This window comes from Bacillus sp. FJAT-45066, from assembly GCF_002335755.1.
Taxonomy (GTDB): Bacteria; Bacillota; Bacilli; order Bacillales; family Bacillaceae_I; genus Bacillus_CD; species Bacillus_CD alkalisoli.
This window is the reverse complement of the sequence record NZ_NISQ01000001.1, coordinates 612622-628089: the sequence shown is the minus strand read 5'-3', so window position 1 is coordinate 628089 and position 15468 is coordinate 612622. Positions and strand designations below refer to the sequence as shown.

Here is a 15468-nt window from a genome sequence, read left to right as displayed (position 1 = left end):
TTTTGGGATTGGTTAGTCGGTTAGGGGGAGGTGGTAACGGGTGTGTTTGCATTTTCCTGTTTGGATTAAATTTATATTTTTTAGTATATTTTTAGCTCTAATTTGAGATGGTAAATTAAAGAATTCTCTGAACTCACTATTACTAAAACTGGACGAGATTAATAATGAATAGTCAATTAATGAATGTTGGACGATATCTTTAGTCTTCACTTTACAGTTATTGATGCACTTCCATTTATTGTTTTTTAATTCCAAAGGTAGAGCATTGCATTTAGGACATTTTGCACCTAATATTATTTCATCTTTATTAACTCCGTATTTGGATAAAATGTCGATCTTTTCAGGCTTATGATCTTGTACCAACTTTTCTCCAACTAAATTGAATTGTTCTGTATTGTATTTTGTATATTTTATTTTTTCGTCTAATTCTTGAATTTTCCAAGGTAGGGCATCTATACCGATGACTTTCTTAGCAAGGTTAGGAGGTAGTTTTGTAACATCAAATATTGTAGTAGGGTTTGTTATAACAACAAATGAGTTAATTGGAATTGAGGGGAAGTTGTTGTAGTTTAGCCATTTTCTAAGCATATGTTCTTGCCTTTGTACTTGCCAAATTGGATTTGTATAACTCTCTTTTTTACCATTATTGTTAATCTTAATTACTTGAGCCTCATCAAATATGACTTCGCCACTATAATTTTTTGCTTCAATTATATTAAATTGTTTCTTTGAATAAACAACGGAATCGTTTTGTGATGTAATTCCATCTACTTTTAGCCTCAGGTTTTGAATAATGTTAAATGTGCTGGGACAAATATATTGAAGTTGGTAATCTGTAGCCTTTTCACCTTGAAAACCAGCATTATACTTGCCGAAATCGGATTCTATTAAATGTCTTTTGTAGTGATTTTGGGAAAGTCTAGTTAAAAATGCTTCATATGTTTGTATTTTTAAAGGCTTATTTCTATATTTTATTATCAATAAATATCACTCCTATCATGTATGTAAAATACAAGATTAAATTATCATGTAATTTTTAAAAGGTCAATATTATTATTGGAATATTTTTCTGATTTTCAATCTATACTTTCTTTGCGTATGGATACTTTTTGCATGTCTATGGATACTTTTCTGGCCGCTATCTATACTTTTTTGAATTCTATTGGTACTGTTTTCTTCTCTATCTTTACTTTCCTCTGCTATGGATACTTTTTGTAGGTCTATGGATACTTTTTTGACCTCTATCTATACTTTTTGAGGGTCTATCGGTACATTTTTGAACTCTATCTATACTTTCCTCTGCTATGGATACTTTTTGTAGGTCTATGGATACTTTTTGTAGGTCTATGGATACTTTTTTGACCTCTACCTATACTTTTTGAGGGTCTATCGGTACCTTTTTGACCTCTATCTATACTTTCCTCTCCTATGGATACTTTTTGCAGCTCTATGGATACTTTTTTGAACTCTATCTATACTTTTTGAGGGTCTATCGGTACATTTTTGACCTCTATCTATACTTTCCTCTCCTATGGATACTTTTTGCACCTCTATCAATACTTTTCTTTTCGAAGTTCTATCATTATTTTTTCCTACCCAAACTATACTTATAAATGTTTGGTTCCATATAAAAACCCCAGCCTCAGCTGGGGTCACCATACACTTACATATTAATATACAGAAGTATTTTCCTTCGACATCTTCTCGATGATTTCTTTCACGCGTGCTAAGAAGCGGCCGCAAACTAGGCCATCTAGGACGCGGTGGTCAAGAGACATACATAGGTTTACCATGTCGCGAACTGCGATCATGCCGTTGTCCATTACTACTGGACGTTTCACGATAGATTCCACTTGCAGGATAGCTGCTTGTGGGAAGTTGATGATACCTTGTGATTGTACAGAACCGAATGAACCAGTGTTGTTCACTGTGAACGTTCCACCTTGCATTTCTGCAGATGTTAATTTTCCAGCGCGAACTTTACCAGCTAGGTCTGTAATTTCACGAGCGATACCTTTGATTGTTTTTTCGTCCGCATTACGGATTACTGGAACGTATAATGCATCGTCTGTTGCAACTGCAATTGAGATGTTGATGTCTTTTTTCTGAACGATTTTTTCGCCAGCCCACATAGAGTTGATTTGTGGGTACTCTTTTAATGCTTGTGCAACTGCTTTTACGAAGAATGCGAAGAATGTTAGGTTGAAACCTTCTTTTGCTTTGAATTCTCCTTTAATGGAGTTGCGGTATCCTACTAAGTTTGTTGCGTCTACTTCGATCATAGTCCATGCATGTGGAGCTTCGTGTTTCGAACGTAACATGTTAGTAGCGATTGCTTTACGTATACCAGATACAGGAATTTCGATATCGCCTGGCTCAACTGGTATATTCACTGGTGCTGCTGCTTTTGGAGCAGGAACAGATGTTGCTGCCGCTGGAGCCGCTGCAGGAGCATTAGCCGTCTCAACCTTTGCTGCTGCTGAAGTTTCCGATACTGCTGGCTTACTATCAGCAGTTGGTATGTTTCCAGATTCGATCACTTTTTGAATGTCTTTTCTCGTAATACGTCCGCCTGCTCCAGTACCTGTTAATTGCTCAAGGTCGATATTGTTTTCTTGTGCAAGACGTAATACTGCAGGAGAGTAACGACGTTTGTTTGGTGCATCCGCATCAGATGTAGCAGCTGCTGCTGGAGCAGTTACTTCCGACTTCTCAGGAGTTGCTGCAGGTTTTGACTCAGCTGTTGCTTCACCGCCACCTTCTGTTTCGATGTAACAGATGATTTCTCCTACTGCTAATGTGTCACCGTCTTCTGCTACTAACTCTTTAATTGTTCCAGTGAAAGAAGATGGAATTTCTGCGTTAACTTTATCTGTCATAACCTCTGCTAGAGGCTCGTATTTATTTACTTTGTCTCCAACGCTTACAAGCCAGCGACTGATTGTACCTTCCGTAACACTTTCGCCAAGCTGTGGCATTGTAATTTTCTCAACTGCCAAGATGATAACCTCCTTTTGTTCGTGAAAAAGTGGTGGGAATTAATTCGCCCACCAATATTCAAAGGGAAGGAAGTAACAGCTTCCTACCCATTTCATATAACAAATTAATACTCAGCTAATTCACGCATAGCCTTTTCTACTTTATCAGGGTTCACCATGAAGTATTTCTCCATTGTTGGTGCGTATGGCATTGCAGGTACGTCAGGTCCAGCAAGGCGCATGATCGGTGCATCAAGGTCGAATAAGCAATTTTCAGAGATGATTGCAGAAACTTCACTCATGATGCTTCCTTCTTTGTTATCTTCCGTAAGTAATAATACTTTACCTGTTTTAGAAGCTGCTTCCATGATCGCTTCTTTATCTAATGGATAAACAGTACGTAAGTCAAGAATGTGTGCAGAGATGCCATCTTGAGCTAGACGCTCTGCTGCTTGAAGTGCAAAGTGTACACATAATCCGTAAGTGATTACTGTGATGTCTTCCCCTTCACGTTTTACGTCTGCTTTACCGATTGGTAATACGTAGTCGTCTGTTGGAACTTCACCTTTGATTAGGCGGTAAGCACGCTTATGCTCGAAGAATAATACTGGATCTTCGTCACGGATAGCTGCTTTTAATAATCCTTTTACATCGTAAGGAGTAGAAGGCATTACAATTTTTAATCCAGGTTGGTTTGCAAATATCGCTTCTACGGATTGAGAGTGGTAAAGGGCACCGTGAACTCCTCCACCGTATGGAGCACGTACAACAAGTGGACAAGACCAGTCGTTGTTAGAACGGTAGCGAACACGTGCTGCTTCCGAAATAATTTGGTTTACTGCTGGCATGATGAAATCAGCGAACTGCATTTCAGCGATAGGACGCATGCCGTACATTGCTGCACCGATTGCAACACCAGCGATTGCTGACTCAGCAAGAGGTGCATCGATTACTCTATCTTCACCGAACTGATCGTAAAGGCCAGTAGTAGCCTTGAAAACTCCACCTTTAAGTCCAACGTCTTCTCCTAAAATAAATACTTTATCATCGCGTTCCATTTCTTCACGGATCGCCATTGTTACCGCATCAATATAAGATATAACTGCCATGATTTTTCCTCCTTACTCCGCGTATACGTGCTTTAATGCACTATCTGGATCAGCATATGGTGCATTTTCTGCGTATTCTGTAGCTTCGTTTACGATATTCATGATCTTGTCGTTCATTTCTTTTTCTTTTGCTTCATCTAGAATTCCTAATTCTCTTAAGTAGTTAGCAAAGGAAATGATAGGATCTTTTTGTTTTGCTTCTTCTACTTCTTCACGTCCACGATATGCACGATCATCGTCATCCGATGAGTGAGGCGTTAGACGGTAAGCAATTGTTTCTACTAATGTTGGACCTTCGCCACGACGGCCACGGTCTGCTGCTTCTTTAACCACTTTATAAACTTCTAACGGATCGTTCCCGTCAACTGTTACACCAGGCATACCGTAACCAATTGCACGGTCCGAGATTTTTTCACAAGCAACTTGTTTCTCATAAGGAACAGAGATTGCATATTTGTTGTTTTCACACATAAAAATAACAGGTAATTTGTGAACTGCTGCGTAGTTTGCACCTTCGTGGAAATCACCTTGGTTAGATGAACCTTCACCGAAAGTTACGAATGTTACTAAGTCTTTTCCTTCAAGACGTCCACCTAATGCAACACCAACGGCATGTGGTACTTGTGTTGTAACTGGAGAAGAACCTGTTACGATACGGTTTTTCTTTTGACCAAAGTGACCTGGCATTTGACGTCCACCGGAGTTTGGATCTTCTGCTTTCGCAAAACCAGATAGCATTAAGTCTTTCGCAGTCATACCGAAAGTTAATACAACACCCATATCACGGTAGTATGGTAATACGTAATCTTTTTCACGATCTAGTGCAAAAGCTGCTCCGATTTGAGCTGCTTCTTGCCCTTGACAAGAAATAACAAATGGGATTTTTCCAGCACGGTTTAATAGCCACATACGCTCGTCAATACGGCGTGCAAGTAGCATAGTTTCAAACATTTCTAATACATTTTCATCTGATAAGCCTAGGGCTTGATGACGATTTTCAGCCATGTAAAGTTACCTCCTTATATGTAGAGGGGGCTAAATTGCCCCATTTTTAATTTTAGATGTCTAGCTCCAGGCATTAGCAGCTAAGCAAATGCCTGGAGCTTTTCTTATTAAGAATGAATTGCTTTTCCATCAACAGCAAGTGCTGCTTCACCAATTGCTTCAGATAATGATGGGTGAGGGTGAATAGTGTGACCAATTTCCCAAGGAGTCGCATCAAGTACAAGCGCAAGACCTGCTTCAGAAATCATATCTGTAACGTGTGGTCCAATCATGTGAACTCCTAAGATGTCATCATTTTCCTTGTTGGCAATAATTTTCACAAAGCCATCAGATTCACCGTAAACAAGAGCTTTACCGATCGCGCGGAAAGAGAATTTACCTGTTTTAATTTCAAAGCCGTTTTCTTTTGCTTGTTCTTCTGTGTAACCAACACTCGCCACTTCTGGGGAGCTGTATACACATTTAGAAATGGAAACGTAGTCGATTGGCGATGGATTTTCTCCAGCAATGTGTTCAACCGCTACTATTCCTTCGTGAGAAGCAACATGTGCTAGTTGAAGACCACCAATTACGTCACCAATTGCATAGATGTGAGACTCTTTTGTTTGAAAGTAATCGTTTGTTAGGATAAATCCTTTATCAACTACGATATCCGTATTTTCTATTCCAATACCTTCTACGTTTGCTTGACGACCTACAGATACAAGCATTTTTTCTGCAGTAAAGGATTTTTCTATCCCTTTATGCTCTGCTTTAATTGTTACAACATCCGATTTTACTAATGTCTCAGGAAGCACTTTTGCACCTGTAACAACTTTCACACCATGCTTTTTCATTAGGCGTTGCATTTCTTTAGAAATTTCTTTATCTTCTGTTGGTAAAATACGATCTGCATATTCTAATACCGTTACTTCTACGCCAAAGTCAGATAACATGGAAGCCCACTCGATACCGATTACGCCTCCACCAACGATGATGATTGACTTTGGTAATTCTTCTAATTGAAGTGCTTCATCAGAAGTCATTACTAAAGTACCGTCAATTTCTAATCCTGGAAGTGAACGTGGACGAGATCCTGTCGCAACAATAACGTTTTTAGGAATTAACATTGCATTTTCATCGCCATTTTCAAATTCTACAGAAATAGTTCCTGGCATTGGTGAGAAAATAGAAGGTCCCAAAATACGTCCTGTACCGTGGAATACATCGATTTTCCCTTGTTTCATTAAATGTTGCACACCGCCATGAAGTTGGTCGATGATTTTTTGCTTACGTTCTTGAACTTTTAGGAAATCAAGTTTTACATCGCTTGTTACTACCCCAAATTCTTCACTCTTTTTCGTTTGTGCATATACTTCTGCACTACGAAGTAAAGCTTTACTTGGAATACAACCTGCATGTAGACACGTTCCACCAAGTTTTTTCTTTTCTACTACTGCTGTTTTTAGTCCTAGTTGAGAAGCACGGATTGCTGCAACGTAACCGCCAGTTCCGCCTCCTAGGATGACTAAATCATACTCTTCTGCCATTGTTTCCGCTCCCTTCTAGTTTAGTACTTTACTGTTTAGTTTCTTCCCTGGATAAACTTTTGCATCTTCTTCCCCACGAAGTACACGAAGTGCTCCTTCTGTTAATGCTTGTAGTTCATTTTCACCTGGGTGAACGATCACATCAGCAATCCAACTAATTCTATCTGAAATTGCCTTAACAAAACCTTTTCCGTAAGCTAATCCACCTGTTAAAATGATGGCATCTACTTTACCAGAGAAAACGGCACTTGCTGCACCAATTTCTTTAGCAACTTGGTAAGCCATTGCATCGTAGACAAGCTCTGCATCTTTGTCGCCAGCTTCAATCATTTTTTCTACTTTTACAGCATCGTTTGTTCCAAGGTAACCTACTAGTCCACCTTGACCAACAAGCTTTTTCATAATTTCGTCACGGTAAAAATCACCTGAGAAGCATAAAGAGACTAAGTCACCTGCAGGAACAGTTCCTGCACGTTCTGGACTGAATGGTCCATCTCCGTGAAGACCGTTATTAACGTCGATTACGCGACCGCCTTTATGAGCTCCTACCGTAATACCTCCGCCCATATGTGTAACAATTAAGTTTAAATCTTCGTATTTTTTTCCAAGTTCTTTTGCTATACGACGAGCAACTGCTTTTTGGTTTAGCGCGTGGAAGATACTTTTTCTTTCAATTAAAGAAAAACCTGACACACGTGCAATATCTGAAAGTTCATCCACCACAACTGGGTCAACGATAAATGAAGGTATATTTAGACCAGTAGCGATTTCGTATGCTAAGATTCCGCCAAGATTAGAAGCATGTTGGCCAGAGAAACCTACCTTCAAGTCTTGTAACATTTCAGCATTAACTGCATATGTGCCACCTTCGATTGGACGTAATAGTCCACCGCGACCACATACAGCACTTAGTTTTGAAATATTGATTCCTTCTTCGTCTAACGTTTCTAGAATCGTTTTCTTCCTGAATTCATATTGATCAAAAATAGTTGCAAAGCTATTGATTATTTCGCTATCATGACGAATTGTTTTTTCAAATACTGATCGCTCGTTATCAAAGACACCGATTTTCGTTGATGTTGAACCTGGATTGATGACTAGAATGCGATATTCTTGTTCTAACAAAGTTGAAACCTCCAATAAAAACTGGAAAGAAGCGTTACACCTCTTTCCATGTTCAGTAATTTTTAAAATACCCCTTTACGGAACAGTTATCTTCTTTTATCCCCTATAGTGTCCCTTTTTTATGGAAGTTGTATTTAAAAATAAATTGAATCTTATTATATATTAACGACCGTTGCGGCGGCTTAAAATGCTGTGTCCGTTTTGCAAGAATTGGCTACGAGTGTTTTTCATACGCTCGATACGCTCTTCTGCTAAACGGTCAGCTGCTAAATAAGTTGGAATGTTATCACGTTTTGCGATCTCGATAACTTTCTCAATGTTGTTATAAATTCCTTCAACACGTTTCATAGCACGGTCACGGTTGTATCCGTATAATTCGTCAGCTACGTTGATAACTCCACCTGCGTTGATTACATAATCAGGTGCATAAACGATACCCATTTCGTGGATGATATCACCATGTTTAGTATCTAATAATTGGTTGTTCGCTGCACCAGCGATTACTTTCGCTTTTAGTTGTGGAATTGTTTCGTCGTTAACAGTTGCTCCAAGTGCACATGGTGCATAAATGTCACAATCAACACTGTAGATTTCGCTTGGGTCTACTGCTTTTGCACCGAATTCTTCTAATGCACGTTGAACTGCTTCTTTATTAATATCTGTAACGATTAGTTGTGCGCCTTCTTCGTGTAAGTGACGGCAAAGGTTGAATGCTACGTTACCAACACCTTGAACTGCAACTACTTTACCTTCTAAAGAGTCAGATCCGAATGCTTCTTTAGCAGCCGCTTTCATACCAACATATACTCCGTAAGCTGTTACTGGCGAAGGGTTACCAGAAGAACCGAATGCTGGTGATACACCTGTTACGTAATCCGTTTCTTCATATATTAAGTCCATGTCAGCTACTGTAGTACCAACATCTTCCGCAGTGATATAACGACCATTTAGTCCTTGAATATAACGTCCGAACGCACGGAACATTTCTTCATTTTTATCTTTGCGTGGGTCACCAATAATAACCGTTTTACCTCCACCAAGGTTTAAACCGGCTGCAGCATTTTTGTAAGTCATACCTCTAGCTAAACGTAATGCATCTTCAATTGCTGCATCTTCGTTTGCGTATGTCCACATACGAGTTCCACCTAAAGCAGGCCCTAGTGTTGTGTCGTGAATTGCAATAATCGCTTTTAATCCTGATGTTTTATCTTGGCAAATAACTAATTGTTCGTAATCATATTTCTCCATATATTTGAAAATTTCCATTTGTAAATCCTCCCCAATAATATAAGTTTTTAGTTTTTTATTTAACCGAGCTAACCGCTAAAGCTAATGAGTTTAGTTTACTCTCTGCTGAGTCTGCTCGAGATGTTAATACAATAGGTGCCTTTGCGCCGGCAATAATTGCGCCTACCTTCGCGTTAGCAAAATAAATTAAAGATTTATATAATACGTTCCCAACTTCTATAGTAGGAACAAATAATATATCAGCTTGACCTGCAACTTCGCTTTCAATCCCCTTATGTTTTGCCGCAAGTGGTGACACTGCATTATCTAATGCTAGTGGTCCATCCACAATACAACCAGTGATTTGTCCGCGTTTGTTCATTTGAGTTAACAATGCTGCATCTGTTGTTGCTTCCATCGCTGGGTTTACAACCTCTACAGCAGCAATAGGTGCTACTTTCGGAAGTTCCACACCGATAGATCGAGCAACTTGAACTGAGTTTTGTACAATCTGAACTTTTTGTTCAATAGTTGGTGCAACATTCATGGCTGCATCTGTTACAAAAATCAATCTGTCATACCCTGGCACTTCAAAAGCAGCTACATGTGACAACACGCTACCTGCACGAAGTCCATATTCTTTATTTAAAACTTCTTTCAATATAGTAGCAGTAGCTACATTTCCTTTCATAAGGACATCTGCTTCTTTACTTGAAACAGCTTTAACTGCTAAATGTGCAGCTTCTTTAGGAGTTGAAGCGTCCATTACTTGCAAGCTTGTACCGTTCACTTCTAAATTATGTTTAGATAGTAGGTCTGAAATTTTCTTTTCATTTCCGTAAAGGATAAAAGAAGCTAAATTTCTTTTAATGGCTTCCGATACAGCTTCCATTACTTCTTCATCTTCCGCCGCGGCAACTGCGACTACTTTTGGTTCTAATTGGGTTGCCTTGTTGATCAGTTCTTCTAGTCTCACTTTTCAACCCTTCCTTTCTTGTACATAAAACATATATGCAAAAAGCGTGCCAACTTTAAAATTATGAAAACGCTTTAATAACAACATTTTTCGACTGAACGATTTTGCGCGCTATGAAATATTTTGCACGCAACTTTATTCAATATTATATTTTTCAATTTTGTAATAGAAATTTCGAATAGAAACTCCAAGCTCTTTTGCAGCTTTCGTTTTATTTCCATTGGTTTTCTTCAGTACTTTTTCTAAAATCGCCGCTTCGTACGATTCCATCATTTGAGAGAGGGATTGGGACTCGGTATTTAATGTAACATGATTCACTTCTTCTAACTTGTCACCTTTAATTTGCAAATCCGGTATATGATGCATATCAATCATTACTTCATGATAATTCATGAAAATAATTGCTCTACCTAATATATTTTCTAGCTCCCTTACATTTCCCGGCCAGTCATATGATATTAGATAATGTAACGCTTTACGCGTTAAGCCTTCCACATTTCTACCGTAGTCTTGATTTATTTTCGTTAACAGATGTTTACTTAAAGATTCAATATCTTCTTTTCGTTTTTTTAACGAAGGGATATGAATCGGCATTCTGTTTAATCTATAATATAAGTCTTCTCTAAAAGAGCCGTTTGCAATACCTTTTTCTAAATTAACATTGGTTGCTGCAATTACACGTACGTTTATTGGAATAGATTTCGTTCCACCTACTCTAATAATTTCTTGCTCTTGAAGTACTCTTAATAGCTTCGCTTGTGTGTTTGCAGATAACTCACCTATTTCATCTAAAAAAATACTGCCATTATTAGCTTCTTCAAACAAACCTTTTTTTCCACCGTGTTTTGCACCAGAGAAGGCACCTTCTTCATAACCAAACAATTCACTCTCTAGCAATGATTCCGAAAGGGCTGCGCAGTTTACACGAATAAACTTATTGAACTTGCGATTACTAGCATTGTGGATTGCATGAGCAAACAATTCTTTCCCTGTACCAGATTCACCTCTTAGAAGAACAGTTGCAGGTGTACGTGCCCCAAGCTTTGCTTGTTCAATTGCCAGGCTCATTTCTTCTGAACTTCCTATAATATCATCAAACGAGTACTTAGCTTCAAGTGTACGAATGATTTGCCGCGCCCGATCTAATTCAGTTGTTAATGTTTGTATTTCCGATACGTCGTGAACAACACCAACACTTCCCTTTAGCTTTCCATCGACTAAAATCGGGGCTACATTTACTAAAACTTCTTTTTTACTTGGTCCAACTTTCATCTTCACTCCGCGCACTGCTCTTCTCGTTTCCAATACCTTCATATGCATACTTTCACCTTCAGAGATGTCAGTAGTGGCTGGTTTACCAATAATTTGTTCCTTTTTTAAACCAGTTAATCGAGAGTAGGCCGGATTAATAAGTAAGCCTCGTCCAAATTCATCCACTACGGAGATTGCATCATCAGATGATTGAATAATAGCCTCTAACATCGTCTGTATACCTTTTAAGTTCGTTACTTCCTCCGCTAAGTTCACTACTTCTGTAATATCTTTAAAAACTGAAAAAGCGCCTATTACTTTCCCATCCTCGTCAATAAGAGGGCTTCGAGTTGTAATAATTTTTTTGCCATTTTCTAATAAAAGCTCTTTATTTTTTTCTACCTTTTTACTATGTAACACTTCAATTAAACGGCTTGATGGGATAAATTCTAGCACGTGTTGACCAATAATTGATTTCTTATTAATACCGGCGACGCGTTCAGCACTTTTATTAAAAAGAATTACTTTTCCAGCTTGATCTATAACGACTAAGCCATCATGTAACAAGTTAAAGATTAAGTCCCTTTTATGGAATTCATTTTCTAACTTTGTTATAAGCTCTTCACGATCTTCTACTAATTTAGCAGTAATATGTGCCACACTACCCGGTACAAGAACGGTTTTTTTACTTTTCTTCTCCCTAATTTGCTTAAAAACTTCATCTGACCCAGTTGCTTCAATAATAATGTCAATATCATCTCTTAATTCTTTTTCCCAGTTATTACTTGTTGGTATGTTTAATCTCTTTGCTAAATTTAAGCCAGGTGCTTCACTATTAACATCAACAACCATTTCAACTGAAAAAAGTTCTGAATGCGTTAACATTTTTAATAATGCTGATCCACCTTTACCTGCTCCAACAATTAATACCTTTTGCATAACAAACCCCTTAAATGGTTAATTTTATATTTTCTACCACTTATGATTTTTCTGAAAAATCTTTCATATTATCTGCAACGCATGTGAAAATTATTGCACACTCATATCTTATATTTTTTTGTCGTACTTTGCAACAGAAAAATGATATACTTATTATGCATTGAAAGTGAAAGTGAGGATTTAGAAAACATGCAACGAATAATTGCCCTTCTTATAGTGGTATTACCTGCGATTTTAGCGGTTTATGGAATAAAGTTAATGAGGGATATGGTTTTTGGGATATTAGTTTCGCCAATACCAAATTTATTACTTCAATTTATTATAGGTTTATTATTTTTCCTGTTAGGACTAGCATTTGTTGCTGGATTCATTTTTCACCGTGACCGAAAACGAAATAAAGTGCAGAATCGATTCAAAAAATAATAAGCATGCAGTCTTTTTCTCTAAGATAGACTGCATGCTTTTTAATTACTAATATTATCTCTTATTTCCACTGCTTCTTTTGGGTAGTCTGTGAAGAAAGCTTCACATTTTTCTGCGTATAACCTTTTCATTATATTCTCATCATTTACTGTAAAAGGTCTTACTTTTATTCCGTTTTGTTGTGACTCCAAAATGATTTCTGACGGAGCAGCGTAAATATATGGATGTATACTTCGGGCTCCTACCCATTTTGCATATTCCCATGGTTTGTATATGCCTTCCATATACAATACAGCTCGTTCGATTTCAGGAGCTAATTCTTTTAACTTGACGATACTATAATGGTTAAAGCTAGAGAATATAACTCTTCCTTCTAGATTATACATTTTAACTAATTGGATGACTTTTTCTTCCATACCTTCGTAAAAGAACACTCCGTTTTTTAATTCTATGTTGAGGAGTAGATTCGTTTGCTCTAACCAAACTAAAACTTCTTCTAATGTAGGTATTTCACAAAAGGAAAAAGAATCTTTAAATTTATGAACGGCATTTAATTCTTTTAATTCTTTAACTGTAAAATCTTTCACAAGCCCATTACCATTTGTCGTTCTATTTACTTTTTCATCATGGATCACTACTGGAATGCCATCTTTACTCAACTGTACATCTAACTCAATTCCATCCGCACCATCTTTAAAAGCTTGCTGAAAACTAATCATTGTATTTTCAGGATGCGTTCCCGCTGATCCTCTATGACCGAATATTTTTGTACTCATTTTTTTCACAACCTTCCATAAATTAGACATAAAACCTATACCCTATTCGAAATATGTAGTACAAATTAATTACTGAGCTATTTTTAACTAATAAATATCGAGGTGATCATCTTGCGTCCATTACAATTATCTGCTGAAACAGCACAAAAACTGTCCAAAGCATTAAATGTTTCATTAGAACAAGTTATGCACACTCCGCAACATATTCTTATTCAAAAATTAATAGAAATTGAACGTACAGAGAAAAAAGAACAATAATCTATTCTTAAAACAGGTAAATGCACTTACCTGTTTTTTATTTGTAAATAAAATAGTTCAATATACCCAATCCAAATCTAATTATTCAGAATTTATGTACACTATTTTAACACAGCATTTAAAGTTATATTTTAGGCATTACAGACATCATTCCACCCATTTCACGATTTTCACCTTGTAAACACAAAAAACTAGGTCTAAAATACTAATATAGGATAAATTGCCTAATCAAGCGGATAGGGTGATAATAATGATGAATTTCTCTATTACTAATACATTCGAAACAAAAAGAAGACAAATGATAAAAGAAATTAATAGTATTGAGTTAACGTCCGAGAAAGCTATCACGATGAGTCAAGAATTAGATGTTTATATAAACTTATTACAACGACGCTATCCTCATCAATCTTTTCAAGTATGGTGTTTTGAGCAGAGTTCCCATATAAAAGCTTCATTAAAAGGACACCTCGACTATTCATCAACAGATCAAGTAGAAACGTTTCTATCTTCTTTTTCTAAACGATTCTCTGGATTTGAATCTTTAGAGATCGATTTATCTCAGCTTACATTTATTGATTCTAGCGGTGCTAGGTTATTGTATGAATTAATTGTTACAGCACACGAAATTGGAATTCAAACTACTATCTCTGAAGCTAAAGGTATAGTTTATGAGCTTCTTGATATAATGGGTTTTTTTCACCTAGTGCAACATATTTAGATTGCCTCCTCCCCCTTTATATAGAAAAGACCAACAATTATTGTTGGTCTTTTCCTTTTTTAGCTAACAAACTAAATCAGCCCTTACCCTCTCAAGAAGCTTTATGCTCTAAGCGAAGTTTATCCGCAACCATTGCGATAAACTCAGAATTAGTAGGCTTTGCTTTTGACATAGAAACAGTGTAGCCGAATAGGCTTGATATCGAGTCAATGTTTCCGCGACTCCAAGCTACTTCAATTGCATGGCGAATTGCACGTTCCACACGGCTTGCTGTCGTGTTAAATTTTTTTGCAATGTCTGGATAAAGTACTTTTGTTATAGAACCTAATAATTCAATATCATTATAAACCATTGAAATAGCTTCTCTTAAATATAAATATCCTTTAATATGCGCCGGCACACCAATTTCATGAATAATAGATGTAATGTTAGCATCTAAATTTTTCACTTTCGGTTCACTTTGGCGAATTTGTGGGCTAGTTGAACGCTTCAAGAACGGTGTTCCTTTTCCACTAATTTGACGAATATGGTTCACTAAGTTCTCCATATCAAATGGCTTTAAAATGAAATACGATGCACCTAAGTCTACCGCTTTTTTCGTTACGTCTTCTTGTCCGAAAGCTGTTAACATAATTACATTTGGATGTTTTGGCATATTAAGTTCACGCATTTTTTCTAATACAGCAAGGCCATCTAGATGAGGCATAATGATATCTAACACAAGGATGTCTGGATTTTTTTCTTCTAATACATGTAAACAGTCTTGTCCGTTATATGCTACACCCACTACTTCCATGTCATCCTGAGCGGAAATGTATTCATCTAATAAACTAACTAATTCACGATTATCGTCTACAATACAAACTTTCATTTTCATCCTCTAAAATTCCTCCTCAAAATCCAAACGTTTATCGAATTTTTGTTAACATTGTTATTCTACATGTTCAATTCGACAATGCCATCCTATTTCCTTTAATTTTTTTAAAAAAATCGTAAATTTATAATAATACCTTTCATTTGCTTCTATTTTCTTCGTTTTTCGACTAAATACGCTATAAAACACTAAGCAACTTGCCTTTTGTCGAATAATCTTTATTTTAGTATACCACACTTTAAATTATAGATATATGATACATATTTAAACCGTTTTTTCC

14 protein-coding genes are annotated in these 15468 nt (G+C 37.0%); 3 read left to right on the top strand and 11 right to left on the bottom strand.

All coding sequences use genetic code 11. The features are described from left to right. Positions 1-12: 12 nt before the first annotated feature. The 9 genes from CDZ92_RS03140 to CDZ92_RS03095 all read right to left on the bottom strand — a co-directional run bounded on the left by CDZ92_RS03140 (position 13) and on the right by CDZ92_RS03095 (position 12139). Positions 13-981 (bottom strand): nuclease-related domain-containing protein, encoded by a 969-nt coding sequence (locus CDZ92_RS03140; protein ID WP_096153498.1) that lies wholly within the window; start codon positions 979-981, stop codon positions 13-15. A gap of 689 nt (positions 982-1670) precedes the next feature. Continuing rightward, positions 1671-2999 carry a dihydrolipoamide acetyltransferase family protein gene (locus tag CDZ92_RS03130; protein WP_096153496.1) on the bottom strand — a complete coding sequence of 443 codons (1329 nt, stop codon included), beginning with the start codon at positions 2997-2999 and terminating at the stop codon, positions 1671-1673. A 104-nt stretch (positions 3000-3103) separates the two neighbouring features. Further along, complete coding sequence (locus CDZ92_RS03125; RefSeq protein ID WP_096153495.1) at positions 3104-4087, bottom strand: alpha-ketoacid dehydrogenase subunit beta; 984 nt, start codon at positions 4085-4087, stop codon at positions 3104-3106. A gap of 12 nt (positions 4088-4099) precedes the next feature. Further along, positions 4100-5092: a thiamine pyrophosphate-dependent dehydrogenase E1 component subunit alpha gene (locus tag CDZ92_RS03120; protein WP_096153494.1), complete on the bottom strand. Its 993-nt coding sequence runs from the start codon at positions 5090-5092 to the stop codon at positions 4100-4102. A gap of 107 nt (positions 5093-5199) precedes the next feature. After that, the gene (gene lpdA / locus CDZ92_RS03115; protein WP_096153493.1) at positions 5200-6621 is read right to left on the bottom strand and encodes a dihydrolipoyl dehydrogenase; all 1422 of its coding nucleotides are present in this window, start codon (positions 6619-6621) and stop codon (positions 5200-5202) included. A 15-nt stretch (positions 6622-6636) separates the two neighbouring features. Next, complete coding sequence (gene buk / locus CDZ92_RS03110) at positions 6637-7746, bottom strand: butyrate kinase (protein WP_096153492.1); 1110 nt, start codon at positions 7744-7746, stop codon at positions 6637-6639. A gap of 162 nt (positions 7747-7908) precedes the next feature. Further along, positions 7909-9012, bottom strand: coding sequence for a branched-chain amino acid dehydrogenase (bcd, locus tag CDZ92_RS03105; RefSeq protein WP_096153491.1), 1104 nt, complete (start codon positions 9010-9012; stop codon positions 7909-7911). A gap of 37 nt (positions 9013-9049) precedes the next feature. Continuing rightward, entirely contained in the window at positions 9050-9949 is a 900-nt protein-coding gene (gene yqiS / locus CDZ92_RS03100) for a phosphate butyryltransferase (RefSeq protein WP_096153490.1), read from the bottom strand. 135 nt (positions 9950-10084) lie between these two features. Beyond that, on the bottom strand, positions 10085-12139 hold the full coding sequence (locus CDZ92_RS03095) for a sigma-54 interaction domain-containing protein (RefSeq protein WP_096153489.1): 2055 nt from the start codon (positions 12137-12139) through the stop codon (positions 10085-10087). 189 nt (positions 12140-12328) lie between these two features. On the opposite strand from CDZ92_RS03095, the gene CDZ92_RS03090 reads away from it, so the two are divergent. Beyond that, positions 12329-12562 carry a DUF2627 domain-containing protein gene (locus CDZ92_RS03090; protein WP_096153488.1) on the top strand — a complete coding sequence of 78 codons (234 nt, stop codon included), beginning with the start codon at positions 12329-12331 and terminating at the stop codon, positions 12560-12562. A 41-nt stretch (positions 12563-12603) separates the two neighbouring features. Here the strand turns inward: CDZ92_RS03090 and CDZ92_RS03085 are convergent, their stop codons facing one another. After that, positions 12604-13338 carry a glycerophosphodiester phosphodiesterase gene (locus CDZ92_RS03085; RefSeq protein WP_096156890.1) on the bottom strand — a complete coding sequence of 245 codons (735 nt, stop codon included), beginning with the start codon at positions 13336-13338 and terminating at the stop codon, positions 12604-12606. Between the two features lie 111 nt (positions 13339-13449). Here CDZ92_RS03085 and CDZ92_RS03080 point away from each other — a divergent pair, with 111 nt between their 5' ends. Beyond that, complete coding sequence (locus CDZ92_RS03080) at positions 13450-13596, top strand: YycC family protein (RefSeq protein WP_096153487.1); 147 nt, start codon at positions 13450-13452, stop codon at positions 13594-13596. Between the two features lie 250 nt (positions 13597-13846). Next, positions 13847-14314 carry an STAS domain-containing protein gene (locus CDZ92_RS03075; protein WP_096153486.1) on the top strand — a complete coding sequence of 156 codons (468 nt, stop codon included), beginning with the start codon at positions 13847-13849 and terminating at the stop codon, positions 14312-14314. 91 nt (positions 14315-14405) lie between these two features. Here CDZ92_RS03075 and spo0A read toward each other — a convergent pair whose 3' ends face one another. Beyond that, on the bottom strand, positions 14406-15191 hold the full coding sequence (gene spo0A, locus CDZ92_RS03070) for a sporulation transcription factor Spo0A (protein ID WP_096153485.1): 786 nt from the start codon (positions 15189-15191) through the stop codon (positions 14406-14408). Positions 15192-15468 lie beyond the last annotated feature (277 nt).

Coding starts and splice junctions, on each gene's coding strand:
- CDZ92_RS03125 (WP_096153495.1), bottom strand. CDS start 4,087: ATGGCAGTTATATCTTATATTGATGCGGTAACAATGGCGATCCGTGAA.
- CDZ92_RS03120 (WP_096153494.1), bottom strand. CDS start 5,092: ATGGCTGAAAATCGTCATCAAGCCCTAGGCTTATCAGATGAAAATGTA.
- lpdA (WP_096153493.1), bottom strand. CDS start 6,621: ATGGCAGAAGAGTATGATTTAGTCATCCTAGGAGGCGGAACTGGCGGT.
- bcd (WP_096153491.1), bottom strand. CDS start 9,012: ATGGAAATTTTCAAATATATGGAGAAATATGATTACGAACAATTAGTT.
- CDZ92_RS03095 (WP_096153489.1), bottom strand. CDS start 12,139: ATGCAAAAGGTATTAATTGTTGGAGCAGGTAAAGGTGGATCAGCATTA.
- CDZ92_RS03090 (WP_096153488.1), top strand. CDS start 12,329: ATGCAACGAATAATTGCCCTTCTTATAGTGGTATTACCTGCGATTTTA.
- CDZ92_RS03085 (WP_096156890.1), bottom strand. CDS start 13,338: ATGAGTACAAAAATATTCGGTCATAGAGGATCAGCGGGAACGCATCCT.
- CDZ92_RS03075 (WP_096153486.1), top strand. CDS start 13,847: ATGATGAATTTCTCTATTACTAATACATTCGAAACAAAAAGAAGACAA.
- spo0A (WP_096153485.1), bottom strand. CDS start 15,191: ATGAAAATGAAAGTTTGTATTGTAGACGATAATCGTGAATTAGTTAGT.